General features: G+C 60.1%; 22 protein-coding genes. 15 read left to right on the forward strand and 7 right to left on the reverse strand.

Annotated elements, in window-relative coordinates; all coding sequences use genetic code 11:
• The first annotated feature begins 223 nt into the window (after positions 1 to 223).
• From AMK05_RS23855 to glpK, 9 genes are all read left to right on the forward strand, one after another.
• The gene (locus AMK05_RS23855) at positions 224 to 997 is read left to right on the forward strand and encodes a DeoR/GlpR family DNA-binding transcription regulator (RefSeq protein ID WP_064841796.1); all 774 of its coding nucleotides are present in this window, start codon (positions 224 to 226) and stop codon (positions 995 to 997) included.
• 121 nt (positions 998 to 1118) lie between these two features.
• Positions 1119 to 2633, forward strand: a complete 1515-nt coding sequence (gene glpD / locus AMK05_RS23860) for a glycerol-3-phosphate dehydrogenase (RefSeq protein ID WP_064841797.1) — start codon at positions 1119 to 1121, stop codon at positions 2631 to 2633.
• A 42-nt stretch (positions 2634 to 2675) separates the two neighbouring features.
• Positions 2676 to 3755 (forward strand): ABC transporter ATP-binding protein, encoded by a 1080-nt coding sequence (locus AMK05_RS23865; RefSeq protein ID WP_064841798.1) that lies wholly within the window; start codon positions 2676 to 2678, stop codon positions 3753 to 3755.
• Positions 3756 to 3764: 9 nt separating this feature from the next.
• The gene (locus AMK05_RS23870) at positions 3765 to 4835 is read left to right on the forward strand and encodes an ABC transporter ATP-binding protein (protein ID WP_064841799.1); all 1071 of its coding nucleotides are present in this window, start codon (positions 3765 to 3767) and stop codon (positions 4833 to 4835) included.
• 2 nt (positions 4836 to 4837) lie between these two features.
• A complete protein-coding gene (locus AMK05_RS23875; protein ID WP_049733239.1) occupies positions 4838 to 5704 on the forward strand; it encodes a carbohydrate ABC transporter permease in 867 nt (288 codons plus the stop codon).
• Between the two features lies 1 nt (position 5705).
• On the forward strand, positions 5706 to 6617 hold the full coding sequence (locus tag AMK05_RS23880) for a carbohydrate ABC transporter permease (protein WP_064841800.1): 912 nt from the start codon (positions 5706 to 5708) through the stop codon (positions 6615 to 6617).
• Positions 6617 to 6913 (forward strand): DUF2160 domain-containing protein, encoded by a 297-nt coding sequence (locus AMK05_RS23885; protein ID WP_064841801.1) that lies wholly within the window; start codon positions 6617 to 6619, stop codon positions 6911 to 6913. Before AMK05_RS23880 ends, AMK05_RS23885 begins: the two co-directional genes overlap by 1 nt.
• A gap of 81 nt (positions 6914 to 6994) precedes the next feature.
• Complete coding sequence (locus tag AMK05_RS23890) at positions 6995 to 8719, forward strand: ABC transporter substrate-binding protein (RefSeq protein ID WP_012560081.1); 1725 nt, start codon at positions 6995 to 6997, stop codon at positions 8717 to 8719.
• A 151-nt stretch (positions 8720 to 8870) separates the two neighbouring features.
• Positions 8871 to 10373: a glycerol kinase GlpK gene (gene glpK, locus AMK05_RS23895; RefSeq protein WP_064841802.1), complete on the forward strand. Its 1503-nt coding sequence runs from the start codon at positions 8871 to 8873 to the stop codon at positions 10371 to 10373.
• Between the two features lie 37 nt (positions 10374 to 10410).
• Here the strand turns inward: glpK and AMK05_RS23900 are convergent, their stop codons facing one another.
• The 4 genes from AMK05_RS23900 to AMK05_RS23915 all read right to left on the reverse strand — a co-directional run bounded on the left by AMK05_RS23900 (position 10411) and on the right by AMK05_RS23915 (position 15053).
• Positions 10411 to 11412 (reverse strand): ABC transporter permease, encoded by a 1002-nt coding sequence (locus AMK05_RS23900; RefSeq protein ID WP_064841803.1) that lies wholly within the window; start codon positions 11410 to 11412, stop codon positions 10411 to 10413.
• A gap of 2 nt (positions 11413 to 11414) precedes the next feature.
• On the reverse strand, positions 11415 to 12434 hold the full coding sequence (locus AMK05_RS23905) for an ABC transporter permease (RefSeq protein WP_064841804.1): 1020 nt from the start codon (positions 12432 to 12434) through the stop codon (positions 11415 to 11417).
• Positions 12424 to 13974 carry a sugar ABC transporter ATP-binding protein gene (locus AMK05_RS23910; RefSeq protein WP_064841805.1) on the reverse strand — a complete coding sequence of 517 codons (1551 nt, stop codon included), beginning with the start codon at positions 13972 to 13974 and terminating at the stop codon, positions 12424 to 12426. The genes AMK05_RS23905 and AMK05_RS23910 overlap by 11 nt, the downstream gene beginning before the upstream one ends.
• Positions 13975 to 14039: 65 nt before the next feature.
• Entirely contained in the window at positions 14040 to 15053 is a 1014-nt protein-coding gene (locus AMK05_RS23915; protein WP_064841806.1) for a sugar ABC transporter substrate-binding protein, read from the reverse strand.
• Positions 15054 to 15234: 181 nt separating this feature from the next.
• Between AMK05_RS23915 and AMK05_RS35340 the strand changes: the two genes are divergently transcribed.
• The 6 genes from AMK05_RS35340 to AMK05_RS23940 all read left to right on the forward strand — a co-directional run bounded on the left by AMK05_RS35340 (position 15235) and on the right by AMK05_RS23940 (position 20303).
• On the forward strand, positions 15235 to 15402 hold the full coding sequence (locus AMK05_RS35340) for a hypothetical protein (protein WP_190237348.1): 168 nt from the start codon (positions 15235 to 15237) through the stop codon (positions 15400 to 15402).
• Between the two features lie 15 nt (positions 15403 to 15417).
• Complete coding sequence (locus tag AMK05_RS23920; RefSeq protein WP_064841807.1) at positions 15418 to 15849, forward strand: antitoxin Xre-like helix-turn-helix domain-containing protein; 432 nt, start codon at positions 15418 to 15420, stop codon at positions 15847 to 15849.
• A complete protein-coding gene (locus AMK05_RS23925) occupies positions 15846 to 16328 on the forward strand; it encodes an RES family NAD+ phosphorylase (protein WP_064841808.1) in 483 nt (160 codons plus the stop codon). Before AMK05_RS23920 ends, AMK05_RS23925 begins: the two co-directional genes overlap by 4 nt.
• Before the next feature lie 173 nt (positions 16329 to 16501).
• Positions 16502 to 17587, forward strand: coding sequence for a polysaccharide pyruvyl transferase family protein (locus tag AMK05_RS23930; protein ID WP_064841809.1), 1086 nt, complete (start codon positions 16502 to 16504; stop codon positions 17585 to 17587).
• Positions 17588 to 17607: 20 nt separating this feature from the next.
• A complete protein-coding gene (locus AMK05_RS23935) occupies positions 17608 to 19134 on the forward strand; it encodes a lipopolysaccharide biosynthesis protein (protein WP_064841810.1) in 1527 nt (508 codons plus the stop codon).
• A 77-nt stretch (positions 19135 to 19211) separates the two neighbouring features.
• Positions 19212 to 20303, forward strand: a complete 1092-nt coding sequence (locus AMK05_RS23940; protein ID WP_064842267.1) for an acyltransferase family protein — start codon at positions 19212 to 19214, stop codon at positions 20301 to 20303.
• On the opposite strand, the gene pdxA is transcribed toward AMK05_RS23940, so the two are convergent.
• The 3 genes from pdxA to AMK05_RS23955 form a co-directional block, all read right to left on the reverse strand.
• On the reverse strand, positions 20278 to 21285 hold the full coding sequence (gene pdxA, locus AMK05_RS23945) for a 4-hydroxythreonine-4-phosphate dehydrogenase PdxA (RefSeq protein ID WP_064841811.1): 1008 nt from the start codon (positions 21283 to 21285) through the stop codon (positions 20278 to 20280). The two genes, AMK05_RS23940 and pdxA, sit on opposite strands and share 26 nt — an antisense overlap.
• Before the next feature lie 14 nt (positions 21286 to 21299).
• The gene (locus AMK05_RS23950; RefSeq protein WP_064841812.1) at positions 21300 to 22433 is read right to left on the reverse strand and encodes an iron-containing alcohol dehydrogenase; all 1134 of its coding nucleotides are present in this window, start codon (positions 22431 to 22433) and stop codon (positions 21300 to 21302) included.
• 345 nt (positions 22434 to 22778) lie between these two features.
• Positions 22779 to 23963, reverse strand: coding sequence for a sialidase family protein (locus tag AMK05_RS23955; RefSeq protein ID WP_064841813.1), 1185 nt, complete (start codon positions 23961 to 23963; stop codon positions 22779 to 22781).
• Between the last annotated feature and the right edge of the window lie 7 nt (positions 23964 to 23970).

Here is a 23970-nt window from a genome sequence, read left to right on the forward strand (position 1 = left end):
CACGACAGCGGCGTCCTTCGCCTCGCCTCTTCATATCCTCGCGATCCCGAAGGCGTTTTGCACCCTGACAGGGTTGAATTTTGCTGGCGGTCGAGAAGTCGGAGCCTCGCACGACCAGAATTTCCGGTGGTCAGTGAAAACGAACGAAGCGATACCAGTTACAGATAGCCATTGCGCAAGCGTTCGCTTTCTTTAAAACGAAAGCAGATCGAAAGGCGCGCCGATGTTCTTGACCGACCGACAGACTGAAATCGTGGCGATTGCGAAATCGAGCGGCAGGGTTCTGGTCGAAGAGCTCGCCTCCCGCTTTTCGGTGACGCCGCAGACGATCCGCAAGGATCTGAATGATCTCTGCGATGCGCAGGTGCTGACGCGCATCCATGGCGGCGCCACATTCCCGAGCGGCACCGAGAACGTCAAATACGAGGCGCGCCGCCAGATCGCCGCTTCCGAGAAACAGGCGATCGGCATGGCTGCGGTCGAGCTGATCCCCAGCGGAGCCTCGCTCTTCATTAACATCGGCACGACGACCGAGGCGGTTGGCGAGGCGCTCGCCAACCATCACGAGTTGATGGTGATCACTAACAATATCAACGTTGCCAATAGGTTACGCTTGCTGCCGGCAATCGAGGTGGTGATCGCCGGTGGCGTCGTGCGCGGCTCTGACGGCGGGATCGTCGGCGAAGCGGCCGTCGATTTCATCCGTCAGTTCAAGGTCGATTACGCGGTGATCGGCGCGTCGGCGATCGACATGGACGGCGCGCTTCTCGACTATGATTTTCGCGAGGTCAAGGTCGCCCAGGCGATCATCGCCAATGCCCGGCATGTCATTCTCGTTGCCGATTCCACCAAGTTCGAACGCACCGCGCCGGTCCGGATCGGCCAGCTTTCCCAGGTTCATACCTTCATCACCGACCACTGTCCGGTGCCGTCGATCCGCAATCTCTGCCTCGAAAACAATGTGAAGCTGATCGAAACGAACGGAAGATCGGGTTAGGCCCGCCGGTCCGCGCAAACATTCGTTTGACATTCGTATCTCTTTCGTTTTAACTGCCTTCACTTTCGCAATCGCGCAAGTTTTGTGCGATGCGAAATCCGCAGTGGGCTCGGAGGGGATATTGGGCCGGGAGATTTACGACATATTCGTCATTGGCGGCGGCATCAACGGCTGCGGCATTGCGCGCGATGCCGTCGGGCGCGGCTATTCCGTGGCGCTGGCGGAGATGAACGACTTCGCTTCGGGCACCTCGTCGGGCGCCACCAAGCTCATTCATGGCGGCCTGCGCTATCTCGAGCATTACGAGTTCCGCCTGGTGCGCGAATCGCTGATGGAGCGCGAGATCCTCTGGGCGATGGCGCCGCACATCATCTGGCCGATGCGCTTCGTGCTGCCTTATCACAAGGGCGGCATCCGTCCGGCTTGGCTGATCCGGCTCGGCCTCTTCCTTTACGACCATCTCGGCGGCCGCAAGCTGCTGCCGGCGACCTCAGTGCTCGACATGCGCCGCGATCCGGCCGGCAAGCCGCTGAAGGCGCTATTCTCAAAGGCTTTCGAATATTCCGACGGCTGGGTCGACGATGCCCGCATGGTGGTGCTGAACGCCCGCGACGCCGCCGACAAGGGGGCGACCATCATGCCGCGCACCAAAGTGGTGTCGGCAAGGCGCGAAAATGGTCTGTGGCACATCGAGACCACCGATACGGTCACCGGCCGCAATGACAGCCATCGGGCCCGCATGCTGGTCAATGCGGCCGGTCCCTGGGTCGATCATGTCATCCGCTCCGCCTTCGGCCAGAACGAGGCTCGCCATGTCCGCCTCGTCCAGGGCAGCCATATTATCGTGAAGAAGAAGTTCGACGATCCGCGTGCCTATTTCTTTCAGAATCCCGATAATCGCATCATCTTCGCCATTCCCTATGAGGGCGACTTCACCCTGATCGGCACCACCGACCGGGATTACACCGCCGATCCCAAGGATGTGAGGATCTCCGAGGAGGAGACCGTCTATCTGTGCAATGCGGCGTCGGAATATTTCAAGGAGCCGGTCGGGCCGGAGGATATCGTCTGGACCTATTCGGCGGTCCGGCCGCTTTATGATGACGGCGCTTCGAAGGCGCAGGAGGCGACGCGCGACTACGTGCTGAAGCTGGAGGGCGAAGGCAATGCCGCGCCGCTGCTCAACGTCTTCGGCGGCAAGCTCACCACCTATCGCCGGCTTTCCGAACATGCGCTGGAGAAGATCGGAGCCGCGATCGGCATCAAGGGCGCCCCGTGGACGGCCAAAAGCCATCTGCCCGGCGGCGACTTCCCGGTCCGGGGTTACGAGGGGCAGGTCGCCGATCTGAAGCGGCTCTATCCGTTCCTCGCCGATCGGCATGCCCGCCGGCTGGTGCGCCGCTACGGCACCAGGGCCAAGGCGCTGCTCGGCCAAGCCCGCGGCATCGAAGACCTCGGACGGCTGTTCGGCGGCGATCTCTACGAGGCCGAGGTCGCCTATCTCGTCGAACATGAATGGGCCCGGCACGCCGAAGACGTGCTGTGGAGGAGAACAAAGGATGGTCTGCGCCTTTCGAAGGAGCAGGCCCAGTCACTGGAGGAGTACATGGCTGCCATGCCGGCGATGGCCGGATAAGGCGGCGTGTGGTCCCCGCTGCGTGGAGGCACGGGAACGGGAATGCTGGAACTGCGGAAAGCCGCAAAGATGGTGGGAGGAGACTATCATATCCACCCGACCGATCTTGTTTTTGAAAGAGGAACGCTAAACGTTCTGCTTGGGCCGACATTGTCGGGCAAGACCTCGTTGATGCGTCTGATGGCCGGCCTTGATCGGCCGACAACCGGTACGATCCATTTTGATGGCGCTGACGTGACAGGTATGCCTGTCCAGAAGCGCAACATTGCCATGGTCTACCAGCAGTTCATCAATTATCCGGCATTGACGGTCTACGAGAATATCGCCTCGCCGCTGCGGATTGCCGGCAAGGACGCCAAGGTCATCGATCTGGAGGTGCGCAAGGCTGCCGAACTTTTGAAACTCGGGCCTTATCTCGATCGCACGCCGCTTAACCTCTCCGGTGGCCAGCAGCAGCGCACGGCGCTCGCCCGCGCACTCGTGAAGAATGCAAGCCTTGTTTTGATGGACGAGCCGCTTGCCAACCTCGACTACAAGCTGCGTGAGGAACTGCGGCAAGAATTGCCGCGCGTCTTCGCGCAATCCGGCGCGATCTTCGTCTATGCGACGACCGAACCCTCCGAAGCCCTGCTGCTGGGCGGCAATACGGCGGCGCTCAGCGAGGGCCGGATCACCCAGTTCGGCCCGACGGTCGAGGTCTACCGCAATCCGCTCGATCTGACGACGGCGAAAACCTTTGCCGATCCGCCGCTGAATTTTGTCGATCTGGTCAAATCGGACGGCAATTTCCTGCGCGACGGCGCGCTGATTTTTGCCGTGCCGCCGCATCTTCAGAACGTGCCGGACGGGCCGGCAACGATCGCGTTTCACCCGCATCATCTTGCGCCGACCGCCCAGACAGCCGGTTCGGCGCGGATGACGGCAAGAACACAGATTTCGGAGATCACCGGGTCGGAAAGTTTTGTTCATCTGCAATTTGCCGACACGCGCTGGGTGATGCTTGCGCATGGCATCCACAACATCGAGCCGGACGCGGATATCTCCGTTTTCATCGACACGCGCCACCTGATGGCGTTCGGCGCGGACGGCCGGGCGATCACCACCGCCAGGCAAAGGGGCTAGGAGAAGATCATGGCACGTATCACCCTCGATCATATTCGCCATGCCTATGGGCCGAACCCGAAGAGCGAGAAGGACTACGCTCTCAAGGAAGTGCATCACGAATGGAACGATGGCGGCGCCTATGCGCTGCTCGGCCCTTCAGGCTGCGGCAAGACCTCGCTGCTCAATATCATTTCCGGCCTTATTCAGCCGTCCGAAGGGCGGATTCTCTTCGACGGTCACGACGTGACGAACCTGCCGACGCAGCAGCGAAATATTGCGCAGGTCTTCCAGTTCCCGGTCATCTACGACACGATGACGGTCTACGACAACCTCGCCTTTCCCCTGCGCAACCGCGGCGTGGCCGAGGCGGATGTCGACCGGCGCGTCCGCGAAATCCTCGAGATGATCGATCTTGCCGGCTGGGCCAAGCGGCGCGCGCGCGGCTTGACGGCGGACCAAAAGCAGAAGATCTCGCTTGGCCGCGGCCTCGTACGCTCGGATGTGAACGCGATCCTCTTCGACGAGCCTCTCACCGTTATCGATCCGCATATGAAATGGGTGCTGCGATCGCAGCTGAAGCGGCTGCATAAGCAGTTCGGTTTTACCATGGTCTATGTCACGCATGACCAGACGGAGGCGCTGACCTTCGCCGACAAAGTCGTGGTGATGTATGACGGCGAGATCGTGCAGATCGGTACGCCGGCCGAACTTTTCGAGCGTCCGAGCCATACCTTCGTCGGCTATTTCATCGGTTCGCCGGGCATGAACTTCATGCCGGCCAAGGTAGAGGGCAGCACGGTTCGGGTCGGCGAGCATGCGCTGACGCTCAACTATGCGCCAAAGACGTCGACAGCGGCCAAGGTAGAACTTGGAATCCGGCCCGAATTTATCCGGGTCGGCCGCGAGGGCATGCCTGTGACGGTCAGCAAGGTGGAAGATATCGGCCGGCAGAAGATCGTCCGCGCGCAGTTTGCCGGCCAGCCGATCGCGATCGTCGTTCCTGAGGACGAGGAAATTCCGGCCGATCCCCGGGTGACCTTCGATCCATCGGGTATCAGTATTTATGCCGACTCTTGGCGCGCCGGACCGGAGGCTTGATCATGGAAAAAACCTGGAACAACAAAGCCTGGTTTCTGGTCCTGCCGGTCCTCGTGCTGGTGGCTTTCTCGGCTGTCATTCCCTTGATGACGGTTGTGAACTATTCCGTTCAGGACACTTTCGGAAACAACCAGTTCTTCTGGAACGGAACGGACTGGTTTACCGAAATCCTGCATTCCGACCGATTCTGGGCCGCCCTGCAGCGAAACCTGATTTTTTCGTTGATCATTCTCGCGCTTGAGATTCCGCTCGGCATCTTCATTGCGCTCAACATGCCGAAATCAGGTATCGGCGTGCCGGTATGCCTGGTTCTGATGGCGCTTCCGCTGTTGGTCCCGTGGAACGTGGTCGGCACGATCTGGCAGGTGTTCGGCCGCAACGACATCGGTTTGTTCGGCTATTACGTCAATGCCATCGGCATCGATTACAACTACGTGCAGGATCCGCTCGACGCCTGGGTGACGATCATCATCATGGATGTCTGGCACTGGACGAGCCTCGTCGTCTTGCTCTGCTATGCCGGCCTCGTTTCCATTCCCGATGCTTTCTATCAGGCCGCCAAGATCGACGGTGCGTCGCGTTGGGCAGTGTTCCGCTATATCCAGCTGCCGAAGATGAAGCGCGTTCTTCTGATCGCCGTGCTGCTGCGTTTCATGGATAGTTTCATGATCTACACCGAGCCGTTTGTCGTCACGGGTGGCGGTCCGGGCAACTCGACCACTTTCCTGTCGATCGATCTGGTCAAGACCGCCCTCGGACAGTTTGACCTCGGTCCGGCCGCTGCAATGTCGCTGATCTATTTCCTGATCATCCTGCTGCTTTCGTGGGTGTTCTACACCGTCATGACAAGCCACGACGCGGAGAATTGAAATGAGCGCCTCCAACGAAACGACAACGAGCCGAAACATCCCGGGCGTTACCAGTGTCGCGAGCGGTCTCTCCTCCGATGAAGTCAGCCGTCTGATGCGCCGGCGCGGCGAGGAATCGCGCTGGTGGTGGCTGGTTCCGACGATCTATATCATCGTGCTGCTGCTGCCGATCTATTGGCTCGTCAACATGAGCTTCAAGACCAATGCGGAAATCGTCAATTCTCTCACGCTTTATCCTCATAACCCGACGATCGCCAATTATGTAACGATCTTCACGGAGAAGGCGTGGTATTCCGGCTATATCAATTCGATCACTTATGTCGTCATGAACATGGTGATCTCGGTGGCGGTCGCGCTGCCGGCGGCCTATGCCTTCTCGCGCTACCGGTTCCTCGGCGACAAGCATCTGTTCTTCTGGCTGCTAACGAACCGGATGGCGCCGCCTGCCGTCTTTGCCCTGCCGTTCTTCCAGCTCTACTCGGCCTTTGGACTGATCGATACGCATATCGCCGTGGCCTTGGCGCATTGCCTCTTCAACGTACCGCTGGCGGTCTGGATCCTTGAAGGCTTCATGTCCGGCGTGCCGAAGGAAATCGACGAGACGGCCTATATCGATGGCTACTCCTTTCCGCGGTTCTTCCTGAAGATCTTCACGCCGCTGATTGCGAGCGGCATCGGTGTCGCCTGCTTCTTCTGCTTCATGTTCTCTTGGGTCGAGTTGCTGATTGCACGCACGCTGACGACGACCGACGCGAAGCCGATCGCCGCCACCATGACCCGCACCGTCTCTGCATCCGGCATGGATTGGGGCCTGCTCGCCGCCGCGGGTGTTCTGACCTTGATCCCAGGGGCGCTGGTGATCTGGTTTGTGCGCAATTACATCGCCAAGGGCTTCGCCCTGGGGAGGGTTTGATGAGCTTTTCGTTTCCCGATTTTTCATGGATGGCGTGGACCTGGCCGACGGCCGCTTTCTTCATCGTCATCGTATTGCTGCTGATCGGCATGGGGGTGTGGGAGTATGCCGTGCCGGGTGGCAATCCGCGGATCGGAATCCTGCGCTTCGAGACGACGCGCGGTGACCGGCTTTTCCTTTCGCTGCTCGGCAGCGCCTTTATCCATCTTGCCTGGCTTGGTCTCGCGGGATCAAGCCTCTGGTGGGCTCTCGCTCTCTCCGTGGTCTACGCCATCGGCGTATTCCGTTACGTGTGAGGCAAACTGATGCAGACGGCCGGGGATTTTTCTGGTCGCCTGAGACGTGAAGACTGCAATCGCAAACCCTGGGAGGATATTATGCGAAGGCATTTATTGACAACGACAGCAGCGGTACTGCTGGCCATGACCGGGTCGGCCTATGCCGGCATGGACGAGGCAAAGACTTTCCTGGATAAAGAGGTCGGCGACATGTCGACGCTCTCTCGCGCCGACCAGGAAAAGGAAATGCAGTGGTTCGTCGATGCTGCGAAGCCCTTCGCCGGCATGGAGATCAAGGTCGTTTCGGAAACCTTGACCACTCACCAGTATGAGTCCCAGGTTCTGGCTCCGGCCTTTACTGCGATCACCGGGATCAAGGTCACGCACGACGTCATTCAAGAGGGTGACGTTGTCGAGAAGATCCAGACTCAGATGCAGACCGGTCAGAATCTTTATGACGGCTGGGTCAACGACTCCGACTTGATCGGTACTCATTGGCGCTATCAGCAGGTGCGCAACCTGACCGACTGGATGGCCGGCGAAGGCAAGGACGTTACCAACCCCGGCCTCGATATCGACGACTTCATCGGCACCAAGTTCACGACCGCGCCTGACAAGAAGCTCTACCAGCTTCCCGACCAGCAGTTCGCCAACCTCTATTGGTTCCGCTACGACTGGTTCAACGACGAGAAGAACAAGGCCGACTTCAAGGCGAAGTACGGCTACGACCTCGGCGTTCCGGTCAACTGGTCGGCCTATGAGGACATTGCCGAATTCTTTACCGGCCGTGACGAGAACGGCAAGAAGGTCTTCGGCCACATGGACTACGGCAAGAAGGACCCGTCGCTCGGCTGGCGCTTCACCGACGCCTGGCTTTCGATGGCCGGCAACGGCGACAAGGGCCTGCCGAACGGCCTTCCGGTCGACGAATGGGGTATCAAGGTCGACGAAAAGTCGCGTCCCGTCGGCTCATGCGTCGCGCGCGGCGGTGATACCAACGGCCCGGCGTCCGTCTACTCGATCCAGAAGTATCTCGATTGGTTGAAGGCCTACGCACCGCCGGAAGCTCAGGGCATGACCTTCTCGGAATCCGGTCCGGTTCCGGCACAGGGTAACGTCGCGCAGCAGATCTTCTGGTACACGGCCTTTACCGCAGACATGGTCAAGCCTGGCCTGCCTGTCATGAACGAAGACGGTACGCCGAAATGGCGCATGGCACCGAGCCCGCATGGCGTTTACTGGAAAGACGGCATGAAGCTCGGCTATCAGGACGTCGGCTCCTGGACGCTGATGAAATCGACCCCGACGGACCGTGCGAAGGCTGCCTGGCTCTATGCACAGTTCGTGACCTCGAAGACGATTGACGTGAAGAAGAGCCAGCTCGGTCTCACCTTCATTCGCGAATCCACCATTCGCGATAAGAGCTTTACGGAGCGTGCTCCGAAGCTCGGCGGTCTGATCGAGTTCTATCGTTCGCCTGCGCGTGTTCAGTGGTCGCCAACCGGCACCAACGTTCCCGACTATCCGAAGCTGGCTCAGCTTTGGTGGCAGGCAATCGGCGATGCGTCTTCCGGTGCGAAGACACCGCAGGAAGCCATGGATTCTCTTTGCGGCGAGCAGGAGAAAGTCATGGGCCGTATCGAGAAATCCGGCGTCCAGGGCGATATCGGCCCGAAGCTCGCCGAAGAGCATGATCTCGCTTATTGGAACGCGGATGCGGTGAAGAAGGGCAACCTTGCGCCGCAGCTGAAGATCGAGAACGAGAAGGAAAAGCCGGTCACCGTCAACTACGACGAACTCGTCAAGAGCTGGCAGTCGAAGTAAGGCGGACCTCGGCCGGAGGCAACGAGGCTTCCGGCCATTCACTTCCTGCCACCGGCAGCAAGCCGGTGGCACCCACAATCTTTCTCTCATGAAATCTCCGCATCCGCCCTCCTTGCCGGGCGGAGCGGTTTCGTGCGAGCCGGAGACGGATATGAGCGGCTATATTCTTTCAATTGACCAGGGCACAACGTCGTCGCGCGCGATCATCTTTGATGGCGACTTGAAGATGGCCGGCTTGGCGCAGGCGGAAATCACCCAATATTATCCGCAGCCCGGATGGGTCGAGCACGACGCGGCCGAAATCTGGCAGTCCGTCGTAGAGACGGTGCGCAAGGCGATCGCCGATGCCGGTCGCGATGCCGCCGACATCACCGCGATCGGCATTACAAACCAGCGCGAGACGGCGGTCGTCTGGGACCGCAACTCCGGCAAACCGCTTCACCGCGCGATCGTCTGGCAGGACAGGCGGACGGCCGAAATGTGCGATAGCCTGAAGGCCGATGGATACGAGAAGCTGTTTTCCGCTAAGACCGGCCTGCTGCTCGACCCCTATTTTTCCGGAACCAAGCTGCGCTGGCTGCTCGACAATGTCGACGGCCTGCGGGAGAAGGCGGAGATGGGCGACGTCTGCTTCGGCACGATCGACAGCTGGCTGATCTACAATCTGACTGATGGTCGTGTGCACGCCACCGATGCGACCAATGCGTCGCGAACACTGCTTTATAATATCGATGACGGTGTTTGGGACGAGGAGCTTCTCGGCATTCTCGGCATTCCGGCCGTGATGCTTCCAGAGGTCCGGGAATGCGCCGATGATTTCGGCCACGTCGACAAGGCGCTGTTTGGTGCGGAGCTTCCGATTCTCGGCGTTGCCGGCGACCAGCAGGCGGCGGCCGTGGGCAATGCCTGCTTCGAGCCCGGCATGATGAAATCCACTTACGGCACCGGCTGTTTTGCCCTGCTGAACACTGGCAGGGACCGCGTTTCCTCCTCCAATCGCATGCTGACGACGATCGCCTACCGGCTTGACGGCGAGACGACCTATGCGCTCGAAGGCTCGATCTTCATCGCCGGCGCCGCCGTGCAATGGCTGCGCGACGGCCTCGGCATTATCGATCAGGCATCGGAGGCGGGCGTGCTTGCGGCCAAAGCCGATCCCGGGCAGCAGGTCTATATCGTCCCCGCCTTCACCGGCCTCGGCGCACCCTACTGGGATCCGGCCGCACGCGGCGCGATCTTCGGCTTGACGCGAAACAGCGGACCGGCGGAATTTGCCCGCGCCGTGCTCGAATCCGTGGCCTATCAGACGCTCGACCTGCTGGTGGCGATGAAGAAGGACTGGGGCGTCAACCAGCTGGAAACCGTGCTGCGCGTCGATGGCGGTATGGCGGCTTCTGATTGGACGATGCAGTGCCTGGCCGACATGACGGGGGCCGCGGTCGACCGCTCCGCGATCCGTGAGACGACGGCGCTCGGGGCTGCCTGGCTTGCCGGCTCGAAAGCCGGCATCTGGCCCGGCAGGCGGGACTTTGCGCAGGCCTGGGCCTGCGACCGCCGTTTCAACCCCTCGATGGAGGAGAGCGAGCGGCAGGCCAAGATCATCGGCTGGAAGAATGCCGTCTCGCGGATGATTTCGGACGCCTCGGCGGGATAGGACGGCTTTCGAGAATACGACCGCGACGGCGCGTCTCTCATGCGCCCCCTGCGGTCTTTCGGTTGATGAAGCTCACGGCGAGTACGGCGAAGATCAGCGTTCCGGTGCCGACCTGCTGCCAATAGAAGTTCAGATCGGTCAGCAGCAGCCCGTTGGCGACGATACCGAGCAGCAGCGCGCCGAGAACGGTGCCGCCGACATTCGGCCGCCCGAGCGGGCTGAGCGTCGTGCTGATGAAGGTCGCACCGATGGCGTTCAGCAGGAAGGCATTGCCCGAGGACGGAATATAGGTGGTGACGGTGGCGGTCAGGATCAGGCCGGCGATTGCCGCGATCAAGCCGACCAGGATGAAGGTCACCGCGACCTGGGCCGGCGCTGCGATGCCGGAATAACGCACGACGCCCGGCTGGATGCCGATCGACAGGATGACGCGGCCGAAACGGGTGCGGGCAAAAACGACCGCGGCGGCCGCGATGACGACAATGGCGACGGCAAGCGGCACCGGAAAGCCGGCGATCGCGCCGTGGCCGAGGAAACGAAAGGCTTCGGGCACGCCGTTCGGCGGCAGATAGACCGGATTGCCGCCATTGGTCAGCAACTGCTGGACGCTGCGGCCGATGAACAATGTGCCGAGCGTGGCAAGGAATGGCGACACGCCGATCCCAGAGATCAAAAACGCGTTGAAGGCGCCGACGAATGCGCCGGCCGCCAGTCCCGCGAGTGCTGCGATCGCCACCGGCTGCCCGGTAAGCACGAGCGAGACGAAGGCGAAACTGGCAAAATCCATCGCCGTTCCCACCGAAAGATCGATGCCGCCCGACGCGACGGCAAATGTCATGGCAATGGAGACGATGGCAAGCAGCGTGAAATTATTGACCAGGATGCTCTGCAGGTTCGCAAGCGTCAGAAAGGTCGGCGTTGCCACGGAAAAAGTGGCAAATACCGCAATCAGCGCGAGGATCAGCCCATAGCGCAGCAGGCCGCGGGCAATGAGAACCGGCAAGCCTGAGATGACGGGTGTGGATGTCTGGAGCGACATGGTCAGGCCTCCTGCCGGCGCAGCAGCGTGGTCGCGGAAACGACGATGAGAATGAGCACTCCCTGGACGCCGCTGACTAGCGTGCTCGATATGTTCAGCAGCTGGAAACCGTTGGTGAGGAAGCCGACCAGCAAAGCCGAAAGCAGCGTGCCGGTGACTGTCGGAACCAGCCGGCGCGAAAAGACCGAGCCGAGCAGAGCCGTGACGACGACAGGCAGCAGCATCTCGCCCGAACCGGTCGTGCTGCCGCTGAGATAGGAAACGGACAGGGTACCGGCGATGCCGCCGGAGAGCCCGCTGGCGACGAAGGCGCCTGATAGTAGTCGGCGAAGCGGCAGGCCGGCGGCGCGCGCTGCCTCCGGAAACTCCCCGACGGCATAGAGACGCAGGCCGAGCGGCGTGTGCTGGACGATTGCGGCTGTGATCGCCGTAAAGCCGAGAAGCACATAGGCAAGAACCGGTATGCCGAAAGGATCCGAAGCCGAAAGCGCCGATAGGAACGGTGTCGAGGCCGGCAGGACGGTATTCCCGGTCAGCACCAGCTCCAGGCCGGCGACGATATTCATGACGGCAAGCGTGGCGAGCAGCGGCACGATGCCGGCGTAGACCACGGCAATCGCATTGACCGTGCCGATCAGCGCGCCAGTGAGGAGCGATGCCGTGATCGCTGTCGCATCGCCATAGCCGAGTTGCGTCAGGCTGGCATAAACGGCGGCGCTGAGGCCCATATTGGCCGCCAGCGACAGATCGATGCCGCCGGTGACGACATTGGAGCCGCCGGCAATCAGCACGACGGTCAGTCCGATGGCAAGCACACCCGAGATGGCCGATTGCCCAAGCACGTTGCCGATATTGCCGATGCTGAGGAAATAGGGCGCGGTCAGCGAGAAGATCAGCAGGATGGCGGCAAAAGCGATCAGCGACCCGAAGCGCAAAGCCGCAGCCGCAATATTGCCGGCCGGCCGGGCCGGCGGCTCAGCAGCGGCAAAGCCGGAGGGCGCGAATTCCACTTCAGCCGACATGGCGCACACCCTCGGATGATCCGGTCGATTGCGCCAGCACGGCATCCGCGCTGGTCTCCGACGATTTAAATTCGTGCGCCACGCGCCCGCGGAAGAGCACGAGGATGCGATCGGTGATGCCGACGAGTTCGGGCAGATCCGAAGACAGCACGATGACGCCGGCGCCGCGCGCCGCGAGTTCGCCGATCAGCGTGTAGATCTCGACCTTGGAGCCGATATCGACTCCAACAGTCGGCTCATCGAGAAGATAGACCTCGGAGCGGCGGCTCAGCCATTTGGCGATGGCGATCTTCTGCTGGTTGCCGCCCGAAAGCGTGCGCAGCAGGGAATTCCGCCCATTGGTCTTCACCTGCAGTCGCGCGATCAGCGCATCGACCTCGGTCTGTTCGCGTCGGCGATCGAGAAAGCCGAAACGGGTGAAACGGCCAAGGCTTGAAAGACTGATATTTTCCGCGACGCTGAGGTCGAGCGCGACGCCGTGACGGCGGCGATCTTCCGGCACCAGCGCCACCTCGCGGCCGGCCGCCTGCGTCGGGCTGGCAATACGGGCAGGCTTGCCGTTGATTTCGATGTGGCCGGAAGCCGGTGTCTCCAGCCCGAAGAGAGTGCGAACCAGCTCCTTTGCGCCGGAGCCGAGCAGGCCGGTGAGGCCGAGCACTTCGCCGCGGCGAAGTGTGAAGCTGATGCCGCTGTATTTTCCCGGCGCCGACAGCTGCTCGACCTTGAGGATCTCCTCGCCTGATGTGATCTGTGGCTTCGGAAACATTTCCTTGATGTCGCGCTCGACCATCAGCCGGGCAATCGCTGCGGCCGACGTGTCCCCGATCGGCAAGGCGGCGACATCAAGCCCATTGCGCAGCACGGTGACGTGGTTGCAGAGTTTCTCGATTTCGTTCAGATAATGCGAGATATAGATGATGGTGACGCCTTCATCGCGCAGGCGGCGGATCAGCCGGAAGAGGATATCGGCCTCGCGGGCCACCAATGCGGCCGTCGGCTCATCAAAGACGAGCACCTTGGGCTGATTGAGGAGGGCGCGGGTGATCTGGACGATCTGCTTTTCTGCCGTCGACAATTCGCCGATCAGGGCGGCGTTCGGCAGACGGAGACCGAAATAGTCGTTGAGAATATCGGATGCGCGTCGTTGCATCAGACGCCGGTCGAGGAAGGGCGTGCGCGATATGCGTGGTTCCCGGCCGAGGAAGAGGGATTCGCCGACGGTAAATGTCGGCACCAGCAGCCGGTCCTGGTGAATGAAATGGATGCCGAGCTCTTCGGCAAGATGCGGCGTCAGCCTGTCGAATGTTTGTCCTTCGATTTCGATCCGGCCGTCATCCGGCTGGTGAAGGCCGGCCAGCAGTTTGATCAGCGTCGACTTGCCGGCGCCGTTCTGGCCGACGAGACCGTGGATGGTGCCGCGCCTGACGATCAGCGACGCACCGGCCAGCGCCTGCGCACCGCCGAAATGCTTGACGATGCCTTCGAGGCGGATGATGTCGTCTGGTGCCGTCACCGGCCGGCTCAATGAAATGGCCGTCATATTGATCTCTCCGGGCGCGTCGATGCCGGGCGATCCGGATATGGCCGGATCGCCCGTGAGCCTTGTCAGCCGATGCCGAGCTGCTTGGTGACCTCGCCGACATTGGTCTTGTTGGCGAGGAGTGCCGGAACATAGGTCTCGCGCGGCAGGGTCTGACCGGCGAGTAGCTTGGCGACGTTGCGGATGGCGGTGCGGCCGATTTCGGCCGGCTGCTGGGCGACATCGGCGCCGGCCGGCGAATTCGGATCGGCGACGAGTTGCAGCACCTCGGGGCTGCCGTCGACGCCATAGGTGCGGATCTCCGTCCGTCCCGCAGCCGCCAAAGCCTGGGTCGCGCCAAGCTGGGGAATATCCCAGGCCGACCAGATTGCCTTGATCGAACCCTTTTCCGGATATTTGTTGAGGATTGCGGTGATCTGCGTGAAGGCGTCCTGCACGGTGTTCGGGATCACGTCGCGCAGTTCCGGCTCAAGGATTTTCACCTTGGGGAAGTATTTGACGACATTGACCAGCTGGTCGTAGCGGATCGCGCAAGGGGTCACACCGTAAAAACCGTTGAAGACGACGATATTGCCTTCGCCGCCGATTTCCGAGACGAGCTGCAGCGCCAGGTCCTTGCCGATGCCCCAGTTGTCGGAGGTGGTGTTGTTGATCGAATTGGTCGAGCCGACGTCGACGGTCAGAACCGGGATGCCGGCATCGCGCGCCTTCTTCAGCCAGGGGTCGATGACGCTCAGCGTGCCGAGGATTTGCACGATCGCATCCGGCTTCTGGGCGATCAGCGTCTGCAGTTGCGACACCAGCTTGCCGTCATTGCGTCCGGCATCGACGGCGATCGGCTCGCCGCCGAGGCGCTTCACCTCTTCGATCTGGGCATTATAGGCCTGCAGGTCGAAGAAGTGATCGGTGCCGGTGGCGCTGATGGCGATGCGCTTGCCTTTCAGCGACGGTTCCTCGCCGGCCGCCAAAACCGTCTTCTGCCCGGCGAGCGAAGCGCCGGTGACGGCGACCCCGGCCACTGCGGACAGTTTTAACAGGTCTCGCCTTCCCAAACGGCTTCCGGATTTTTCGATGCTCATGACCACTCTCCAATTAATCTATTTCTATAAATTAAGTGGACTAATTAGAATGAGGAGAAACGAATTTCCAAAAAGACGCTCTCCGAGAAAAAGACTGGGTGGATCGCAAGCTCGTTCATGGCCGGGGTTTGCCGCAAACGATCGATGCCATAGGTGTCGAACCACCAGCCAGGCTCTCGGCATGACGATCACGCAGCCGCTGATATTTGGCGCTGCGCCGCGTTTGGCGTTCCTAGAAGAAAGACGATCGAGCGTGCCGCCGATCTTGTGGAGGGCCGCTTTTCACGATCGCCAGCAAATGACGCCCTTGATCGCCGGTCCACTTGAGACTAAATATAACCTCAAGTGAAGAGGAGCCATTGTCATGACGGGATTTGCTGTCGTTGCCGACGTTCTCGGATTGCCTGCCAGGGAACCGGCGTCGCGTTCGGCCTTCGGCCTGCTCTCCAGCATCGAAGCGGGTTTGCCGGTCAAAGCGCTTGACCGCATGGCGCTTCTTCTGGCCCCTGATGACACCCAGTTCAAATATCGGCTCGTTCCCAAGGCCACCTATGAACGGCGCAAGTCCAAGCATCGGCTCTCCTCCGATGAGGGCATAAGACTCGCCCGTCTCGCGCGGGTCTGGGGCCTGGCGCTCGATCTCTGGCAGACCGAGGCCGAGGCGCGCGATTTCCTGTTTCGCCCGCATGCGATGCTGGAGGACAGGCGGCCGATCGACGTCGTCATCCAGAGCGAGATCGGCGGCGAGCTCGTGCTCGATATTCTCGGAAGCCTGAAATACGGCACCGCTGCGTGAGCGCGCAGCGTCTTGACCGTACGCTGACATCCATCCGTATCGGAGATCCCAACGGAACCTACCCGATCTTCGACGCCACCGGCTCGACCATCGCGCCGGGAAGGTGGAACACGTCGGGCAGCCCGATCATCTATACGAGCGAGCACTATTCGACGGCGCTGCTCGAAAAACTCGTCCATGGCAGCGGCAGGCTGCCGCCCAACCAGCATTACGTCACGATATCAATGCCGCGCGGGCTCAGCTACGAAGTCTTCTCAGAGCCGGCGCTGCCGGGCTGGGACAGCATGCCGGCCGGCGTCAGCAAGGCTTTCGGTGAAAAATGGTGCCAGGAAAAGCGCAGCGCCATCCTGCTGTTGCCGAGCGTCGTTGCCCGGGTCGACCGCAACGTGCTGATCAACCCGGCCCACCCGGAATTCCGATCGATCGGGGTCAGCCTCCACCAACCCGTCTATTGGGACCGCCGGTTGTTCGGCATGTGATAGGCCCACGTTTCGCGCATCTCGCCCAGTGCGCGCAAGGCCCGAACCTCGTTCCCGTTTACCTTAAAAAGTAAGGCAAATTTGGTGCGTAGCTATGACGCACGGCAGTCCAATTGACTCCTAAACTTGGGCATGTAATTGCTGATCCAATTTTGAAAATGCAAGTAGAATATATGTATCATCTCGGCGAAGTTGTAATACGGCGACTGCAGGAAAAGTTGATTAAATCGGTAAGGAAATTTGTTAGTAAAGGACAGCCTTACATTATAATGGATTTTCCATCCAATAAGGATCCCGGTCACCACGCAAGTTGGTTGGGATTGGCAAAAGTATTGCAGGAGGTAACAGGGCGCCTGCCGGTACTTACCGGCGGCTCTCTCCAAAGTATCAATGATATAAAATCCACGCCCGGCGACGCTCCAATATTTATTTGCGGCTGGGCCGACTTTGGAGATGCCCGGATCGGCAGAGATGACATTCGCTATCGGTTGGCGTGCAAATATCCGGATCGAACCATCATTCAGATGCCTCAAGCAATCGATTTCGCGAATGAGGCACTTTTGGAGTACGCGAAGCGGACGATTGGCAGACATCGCAATTTTTTCTTCATGACGCGCGATGAGCGGAGTTTCGAGCTGGCAAAAGCGAACTTCGATTGCGACGTCGAGACTGGGCCGGACACGGCATTCGGTATCGACCTGCTGAAACCGTTCGAAGCCGATCCTCTCAGGGCACTATACGTCATGCAGCCTTTTGGAGAGGACGACGTTGATATAGCTGAAGCCCGAGCAATCGTTGACGGACCCCTGACCAATTGGATCAACGGTCCGGATGGTTTGTCGCGCTTGCGCAAGGCGAGTGTCGTCAAGGCCGCAATGCGGCGTGGCTTCAGCCGCTCCGAAATGGCGGCCCAACATCACGAGGATGTCGCTGCTCGGTATGTCGATTATGGCGTGAAGATGCTGTCCGGCGCGGAACGGATTATCACCAACCGCCTGCATGGTCATACTCTTTGTCTTTTGCTCAATAAGCCGCATGTCGCGGTTGCGAGAAACGGAAGCAGGCTGCACGACTTCGTCAGCAGCTGGACTGGCGACTCTCTCCTGGTGGAGAAAGCGACAAATGCCGGTGAGATTTTGGCGGCCATGTCCCGCCTTCCCTATGAGATGAATGGCACTTGGTACAAGTCGAGTCGACCGATAGATCTGCGTCCCGGTCTTCCCGCCCCAGATCTCGTCCCTCATCCCTCTATAGTTTGATTCCCCATAGGAGTTCAGTTTTGTCGGTTGCACGAGACGATGATATTCTATTCAGCCATGTCAGTAAAAACCGATCCGCCGCAGCGGTAACGGGTGCCTTCTGGTCGGCGATGAGTACGCTTATTCCGACAGTTCTCACCTTCGCAGTTTTCGTGGTGACGTCTCGCGTTCTCCAACCTCAGGATTTCGGTCTTGTCGCCCTGGCATTCAGTATCGTGTCGTTTGCAGGCAGTTTTGGACCGACCGCATTTGGTGAAGCAATCATACAGCGAGCCGAAATAAGGCGTAGCCATCTCGATACCATATTCCTGCTTTCCCTTGCTTTTTCATTTTTGATCTACGGAGTTTTGTGTATCGCCGCATCGCCGATCGCGGCATATGTCGGGCATAAGGAAGTCACGTCACTTATTTATATAATCGGGCTGAAGGTCTTCTTCGATTTCACGGCCATCGTTCCGAATGCGATCGTCAACAGAAAGATGTCATTCCATCTGGTGGCCGTGCGGACCGTCATAGCCACGATCACTTCTGGTTGCATTTGCCTTGTTTTGGTTCTCGCCGGCTTCGGTTTGTGGGCGCTTGCGATTGCACAGATCGCGGCCACAGCGGCATCATGCGGCGCCGCCTTCTGGGGGGCAGGGTGGGCGCCCGGCCTTCACGTGAAGAGAGCAAGCCTGAACGACCTTCTTCACTATGGCTTTTTTGCTTCCGGCACTCGGTTTTTGCAGACCATGAGCTTGGACAATTTGATCATCGGCGTGCTCCTGAGCCCATCGGCACTCGGTATCTATAACTTTTCGAAGCGCTTGTTTGATATGATCAACAACGTCATCGCGGGGGGCTTAACATCCGTCACGCACGTGTTGCTTTCCTCCTTGCGAAGCGACCCGAAGAAAGTCCGAGAAGCGTTCCTGATGGCAACGTTTGGCTGCTCTCTGGTTTCCTACCCGGTGTTCATTGGCCTTGCCGCAGTTGCCGGCGATGCGATCACCACGATTTTCGGCGCGCATTGGATCGAGGCCGTTTGGCCGGTTCGGTTCTACTGCGTCATCGGATTGATGGCTGGGATCGGCTACGTGCAGGCATCCTTGATCAAGAGTCAGGGGGAGATGGATTGGTGGTTCTACTACCAGTTGGCACGAAATCTTCTCACGCTTGCGACGATCGCAGTTCTTTATCCCTACGGCGTCACAACGATTGTTTTCGCCATCATGATCGAGGTTCTGTTGTTTTGGCCGATCACCAGCTGGAAGGTTTCGCGGCATATTGAACTCAGCGTCGGGGCCTATCTGATGCAATTCCTTCGGCCAAGCCTGGCTTGCGCGGGCATGGTTGCTGTCGTCTTGATCCTGCATGAAGCGCTGATGCATTGGTCGCCTTATCCACGTTTGGCCGTGGAAATCGCTGCAGGTGGGACGGCCTACTGCTGCTTGATATTTGTCCTCTGCAGGGCGCGTTTGAATGTCTTGATCGGCAGCATAAAGCAGGTGCGCCAGCGCAAAACCAATAGGGACGCGATTGTCGACCCTGTCGCCCATCAATCGTGATATGCGGGCTCGAACCGCAGCGACCTGCGCTGCGGTTCGAGCCGTCAGATATGAAGTGTGATAGGATAATCGACAAGATGACCAGTCTCGACCGCGCTTATGCACCACCGGCGATTGACAATGTGGGAGTCTCGATTACCGACCGCAGCCGTTACTATTCTCTCGATGCAATGCGCGGGTTTGCCGCCATTTGCGTTGTGGCTACACATTTCCAAGAGAGATATGCCCCCTCCGCTTATCTGGCCGTCGACTTTTTCTTCGTTCTCAGCGGGTTTATTATCGCGGAGATTTACGGAAAACGGCTTTCGCGCGGTCTGCCATTCCAGTCGTTCATGGCGGCTCGAATCAAACGTCTTTATCCGCTCTATCTGATCGGAATTTTAGTCGGTCTCGCTCAAATCATGCTGCTGACAAGCTGGGGGCTGAGAGGACAAAGTGTCATTGACCTCATGGTGTCAACAGCTGCCAACGGGGCTTTTCTGCCCAGCCCGATGTATTTCCTTCAAGCAAGCCCGATGCAGGGGATGTTTCCAATCAATGGTCCAGCATGGTCGATGTTCTGGGAACTGTTGGTCAACATACTCTTCGCCTTATGGCTTTTTCGGCTCTCCATCCGCGCCCTCTGCCTCGTTGCCTTAGTCTCGGCTGCATTTTTGGTTGTTGTCGGTCTCAAGTACGGAATGTTGAATATCGGTTGGGAATGGCCTTCCGCGGTCGGTGGCCTCCCAAGGGTGATGTTTTCATTTACCGCAGGGGTGGTGATCAGCCGTCTGTTCGGCGGTATGCCCGCCTGGAGGAAGGGATGGACCGCCTTAGTGCCATGCCTGCTTCTGATGATCTGCATCGCAGCACCGGTTCCTTCTGTGCTGCGGCCTTATTACGATTTGATGTTCGCGATGGCCCTGGCGCCGCTCATCGTGATGCTTGGCCTGTTTTTGGAGATGCCGGCAAAATTGGAGGCGTTGGCGACATGGATCGGGTATATTTCCTACCCCGTCTACATTCTGCACCGCGGTATGATCGGCGTTTTCAAGCCGGTTGCCGGCTCGATCGGGGTGAATGGCCCTCTCGCCTTCTTCGTGCTTCTCGGCGCAGTCGTCTGTTTTGCCTATGTGACCGCTCGTCTCCTAGACAAAACGATGGCTAGACGGACCCGCCGGGCTCGATAACATCCCGCCGCGGCGAGCGCGCCATCAGCCTTGCATAGGCGATGGCCGAGAGCATGTTGACGTGGTTGGCCTTGCCCGTGCCGGCAATGTCGAAGGCGGTGCCGTGGTCGACCGAGACGCGGTCGATCGGCAGGCCGAGCGAGACGTTGACCGCCGTCTCGAAGGCGACGAGCTTGATCGGGATGTGGCCCTGGTCGTGATACTGGGCGATGACGAGGTCGAAGGCGCCATTATAGGCGCGGGCGAAGACCGTGTCGGCCGAGATCGGCCCGACAACGTCGATGCCTTTTGCCTGCGCCTGCTCGACGGCGGGTGCCAGGAATTCCGTGTCCTCGGTGCCGAACAGACCGTTTTCGCCGCAATGCGGATTGAGGCCGGCAACAGCGATGCGCGCTTTCTTGCCGAGCCGCAGGAAATGCCGGTGGCCGGCTTCGATGGTGGCGAGAACCCGCTCCGTCCTCGCGCGCTCGATCGCCCCTTTCAGCGAGATATGGGTGGAGACATGGATGGTGTTCAGCCGCTCGGAGGCAAGCAGCATGAAGGAGCTCTTCGAGCCGGTGAGATGGGCGAGGAGCCCGGTATGGCCGTCATGGTGATGGCCGGCAAGGTTCATCGCCTCCTTGTTGATCGGCGCGGTGACGATGACATCGGCTTGCCCTGACATGGCGAGATCGACGGCGCGGGTGATATAACGCACCGAGGCGTCGCCCGCGACCGGGCTGACCTTGCCGATCTCGGGCAGGGCCGCACCGAGCGCGACTTCATCGACGGCGATCCTGTCGTCGCTCGCGGCATCGGCAGGGCCGAATTTCAGTCCGGCGCCGGTGGCGCGGTCGGCGCGCTCCAGCGCTTCGACATTGCCGACGATGACGAAATCGCGGCGCTCTTCTTTGGGTAGAGCCGCCAGGGCCTTGACGATCACTTCCGGGCCGACGCCGGCGGGATCACCAAGCGTCACGGCGACTTTCGCATTCCTGTCCATCGTCAAAATCCCTTCTAGAACGCCGCTGCGTAAATCAAGCGAATATCGGCGCGCGTCAGATCGCGCGGATTGTTGTCGAGCAGGCGGCGGATGGCAAAGGCGTCGTCAGCCATGGCGTCGAGATCGCTTTCCGGCACGCCGAGGGCGGAGAGTTTCATCTCGATGCCGAGTTCGGCGCAGAAAGCGTAAGCCGCATCGAAGACAGATGCGATATTGTCGGAGGTCCGGCGCCCAAGCGCCTCCATCACCGCTTTCGTCTTCTCAGGCGCAGACGGCGTGTTGAAGGCAAGCACATGCGGGAAAATCAGCGCATTCGCCGCACCATGCGCGACATGCCAGCGCGTGCCGAGGGGATAGGCAAGCGCATGGCCGCCGGCGGTGTTGACCGGACCGAGGCAGAAGCCGCCGTAAAGCGAGGCGAGCGACAGGCCGGCGCGCGCTTCGGCGTCGTTGCCGTCCTTGACGGCGCGGGCGAGATATTTACCGACCAGCCGCGTTCCCTCGATCGCATAGATGTCGACCATCGGATGGGCCTTGCGGTTGGTGAAGGCCTCGACGCAATGGGCCATCGCGTCGACGCCGGTGGCGGCCGTCGTGCGCGCCGGCACGGTGAAGGTCAGGCCCGGGTCGATGACGGCGATATCGGCCAGCATGTGCAGGCTTTCCACCGCAAGCTTGGCCATCGTCCTGGGGTCGGTGACGAGCGCGCGGATGCCGGCTTCGCTGCCGGTGCCCGAGGTCGTCGGCACCTGGGCGAGTGCGACCTTGCGCGGCCCATGCACCTTGTTCGGGCCGACGACGTCATGCAAGGTCTGTGCGGAGCCGGCAAGAACGGCGGCAAGTTTTGCCAGGTCCATGGCGCTGCCGCCGCCGAAGCCGACGATCAGCTCGGCGTCGGCGGCGTTTGCCGCCGAGAGCACCTTTTCGAGGTTTGCCGTATCCGGCTCGGGCGTCACTTCGGCAAAGACCGTCACCTCGCCCTTCAATTCCAGCAGGTCGATCCGCGAGGCGTTGAAGGCATCGGAGATGACAAGCGTGCGCCGATAGTCTTTCTCGGCAGCCCATTTGCCGAGCTTTGCCGCCGTGCCGATGCCGAATTCGATCAGATGCGGCCGAACGATCGTGATTGGCGAATCCAAGCTGGCCATGAACCAGTCCTCCTGCGAGATCTTGCGGCGATAGTGTCGCCCATTTATTGTAAAGTTGTAAGATCAATGTCAAGCCGGCATTCCACGGTGTGGAAATTTTTATCGTCCGATATGTGGTCCGTTACGCTTCAAGCTGTCTTGTGCCTGCAATAATATGCATAAATATCAGTATGTTAATTGATTGGTGCCGACGGAAATGCTTGCCGGCCATGAAGGACCGGCGATCATTCCCCGGTCTGCGCGTCTTGTCAATTTCCTGCCGCTTGGCTGGTCCTGCGCCTGCGCCCCAGCATCTTTTCGCGCGCGATTGGATGCAGGTTTACAATCTTCCGGCTGCCGCGTCGCTTACGGCAGCAATTGCGGGGCGAGGCGCACATATTTGATGGCGCGCCGGTAATAGGTGTAGGCGACATGGAGCGTGCCGTCGCCGCCCTGGATGATCGAGGGATAGGAGAATTCACGGTTCAGAGAATCCTTGGAATTGTTGCTGAGGCAGAAGCCGTCGCCGGTATCGAGATCGATGCGATACGCAAAACTCTTGGCCCCATCCCTCGAGATCGCGAGGCTGAGCGGCGCCCGCGGAACACCCCAGATCGCCTTGCGGCCGATATCGGCGACAATGGCGGTTTCTCCTGCTTCGGCACCCTCGATTTCGTCGTAAAGAGATTGGCGGCGCGCATCCGATGTGCTTGCGTTCGCATGGTTGTAAACCATTGCGATTGCTCCATCATTCAGGACAGTGGCCTGGATCGAGGAGTTGTTGTTCGGCAGTTCGGTCGGCTCGGGTACGCTCCAGGTTTCGCCGCCATCGGACGATCGACTGGAAAGAATGTTTTCGGCGAAGCGATTGCGATAGAAGGCGATCATATCGCCGCCGCCGAGCGGCAGGATATTCATGTGCACGGCGCCGATGCTGTCTGCAATATCGCGCATCTGCCAGCTCGCGCCGCCGTCGCGCGAGATCAGCACCGCTGCCGTATCCGCATCGCCGCTCCAGCGCTGGCCGTTAAGACCGACGCAGCGGAAGACCGGCAGCAGCCAATCGCCCCTGCCGTTGACGACGATCTGCTGGCGAACGAAAGTGCCGGGGCTGTCGCAGAGGATGCGGACCGGGCCGAAGCTTCGACCGCCATCGTCCGATATGCGGCATTTGACAACGGAGCCGTCCTGATTGCCCGAGTTCTGCGAGGTATAGAGCAGCCAGGTCTTTCCGTCCGGAGCATTGAAAATCAACGGGTTTTGTTCGGATTTTTCCGGATCGTCGCTCATCTTCTCCGGCTCGGACCAGCGTTCGGAGCCCGGCGTCAACCGCGACATGTAAATCGAAATATCGCCCATGCCTTCCATCGTGCCGCCGAACCAGACGCAGCTCAGCGTGCCATCAGGCAGAAAGGCGAGATTTGCCGCGTGGTTCTGGATGCAGGGGGAGGGCAGATAGGCATCGGCGCGGCCGGCGGCAGAGGGATGGGGGGTAACGATCCCGGTCATCAAAGCGGGCACGGCTTCCGAAGGCAGGCCGGTGAAACTCATGGCGGAT

This window comes from Rhizobium sp. N324 (assembly GCF_001664485.1).
Classification (GTDB): Bacteria; Pseudomonadota; Alphaproteobacteria; order Rhizobiales; family Rhizobiaceae; genus Rhizobium.

Excerpts from the sequence above, each read along its gene's own strand:
- AMK05_RS23855 (WP_064841796.1), top strand. The coding sequence starts at position 224 with ATGTTCTTGACCGACCGACAGACTGAAATCGTGGCGATTGCGAAATCG.
- AMK05_RS23865 (WP_064841798.1), top strand. The coding sequence starts at position 2,676 with ATGCTGGAACTGCGGAAAGCCGCAAAGATGGTGGGAGGAGACTATCAT.
- AMK05_RS23870 (WP_064841799.1), top strand. The coding sequence starts at position 3,765 with ATGGCACGTATCACCCTCGATCATATTCGCCATGCCTATGGGCCGAAC.
- AMK05_RS23875 (WP_049733239.1), top strand. The coding sequence starts at position 4,838 with ATGGAAAAAACCTGGAACAACAAAGCCTGGTTTCTGGTCCTGCCGGTC.
- AMK05_RS23880 (WP_064841800.1), top strand. The coding sequence starts at position 5,706 with ATGAGCGCCTCCAACGAAACGACAACGAGCCGAAACATCCCGGGCGTT.
- AMK05_RS23885 (WP_064841801.1), top strand. The coding sequence starts at position 6,617 with ATGAGCTTTTCGTTTCCCGATTTTTCATGGATGGCGTGGACCTGGCCG.
- AMK05_RS23890 (WP_012560081.1), top strand. The coding sequence starts at position 6,995 with ATGCGAAGGCATTTATTGACAACGACAGCAGCGGTACTGCTGGCCATG.
- glpK (WP_064841802.1), top strand. The coding sequence starts at position 8,871 with ATGAGCGGCTATATTCTTTCAATTGACCAGGGCACAACGTCGTCGCGC.
- AMK05_RS23900 (WP_064841803.1), bottom strand. The coding sequence starts at position 11,412 with ATGTCGCTCCAGACATCCACACCCGTCATCTCAGGCTTGCCGGTTCTC.
- AMK05_RS23905 (WP_064841804.1), bottom strand. The coding sequence starts at position 12,434 with ATGTCGGCTGAAGTGGAATTCGCGCCCTCCGGCTTTGCCGCTGCTGAG.
- AMK05_RS23910 (WP_064841805.1), bottom strand. The coding sequence starts at position 13,974 with ATGACGGCCATTTCATTGAGCCGGCCGGTGACGGCACCAGACGACATC.
- AMK05_RS23915 (WP_064841806.1), bottom strand. The coding sequence starts at position 15,053 with ATGAGCATCGAAAAATCCGGAAGCCGTTTGGGAAGGCGAGACCTGTTA.
- AMK05_RS35340 (WP_190237348.1), top strand. The coding sequence starts at position 15,235 with ATGACGATCACGCAGCCGCTGATATTTGGCGCTGCGCCGCGTTTGGCG.
- AMK05_RS23920 (WP_064841807.1), top strand. The coding sequence starts at position 15,418 with ATGACGGGATTTGCTGTCGTTGCCGACGTTCTCGGATTGCCTGCCAGG.
- AMK05_RS23930 (WP_064841809.1), top strand. The coding sequence starts at position 16,502 with ATGTATCATCTCGGCGAAGTTGTAATACGGCGACTGCAGGAAAAGTTG.
- AMK05_RS23940 (WP_064842267.1), top strand. The coding sequence starts at position 19,212 with ATGACCAGTCTCGACCGCGCTTATGCACCACCGGCGATTGACAATGTG.
- pdxA (WP_064841811.1), bottom strand. The coding sequence starts at position 21,285 with ATGGACAGGAATGCGAAAGTCGCCGTGACGCTTGGTGATCCCGCCGGC.
- AMK05_RS23950 (WP_064841812.1), bottom strand. The coding sequence starts at position 22,433 with ATGGCCAGCTTGGATTCGCCAATCACGATCGTTCGGCCGCATCTGATC.
- AMK05_RS23955 (WP_064841813.1), bottom strand. The coding sequence starts at position 23,963 with ATGAGTTTCACCGGCCTGCCTTCGGAAGCCGTGCCCGCTTTGATGACC.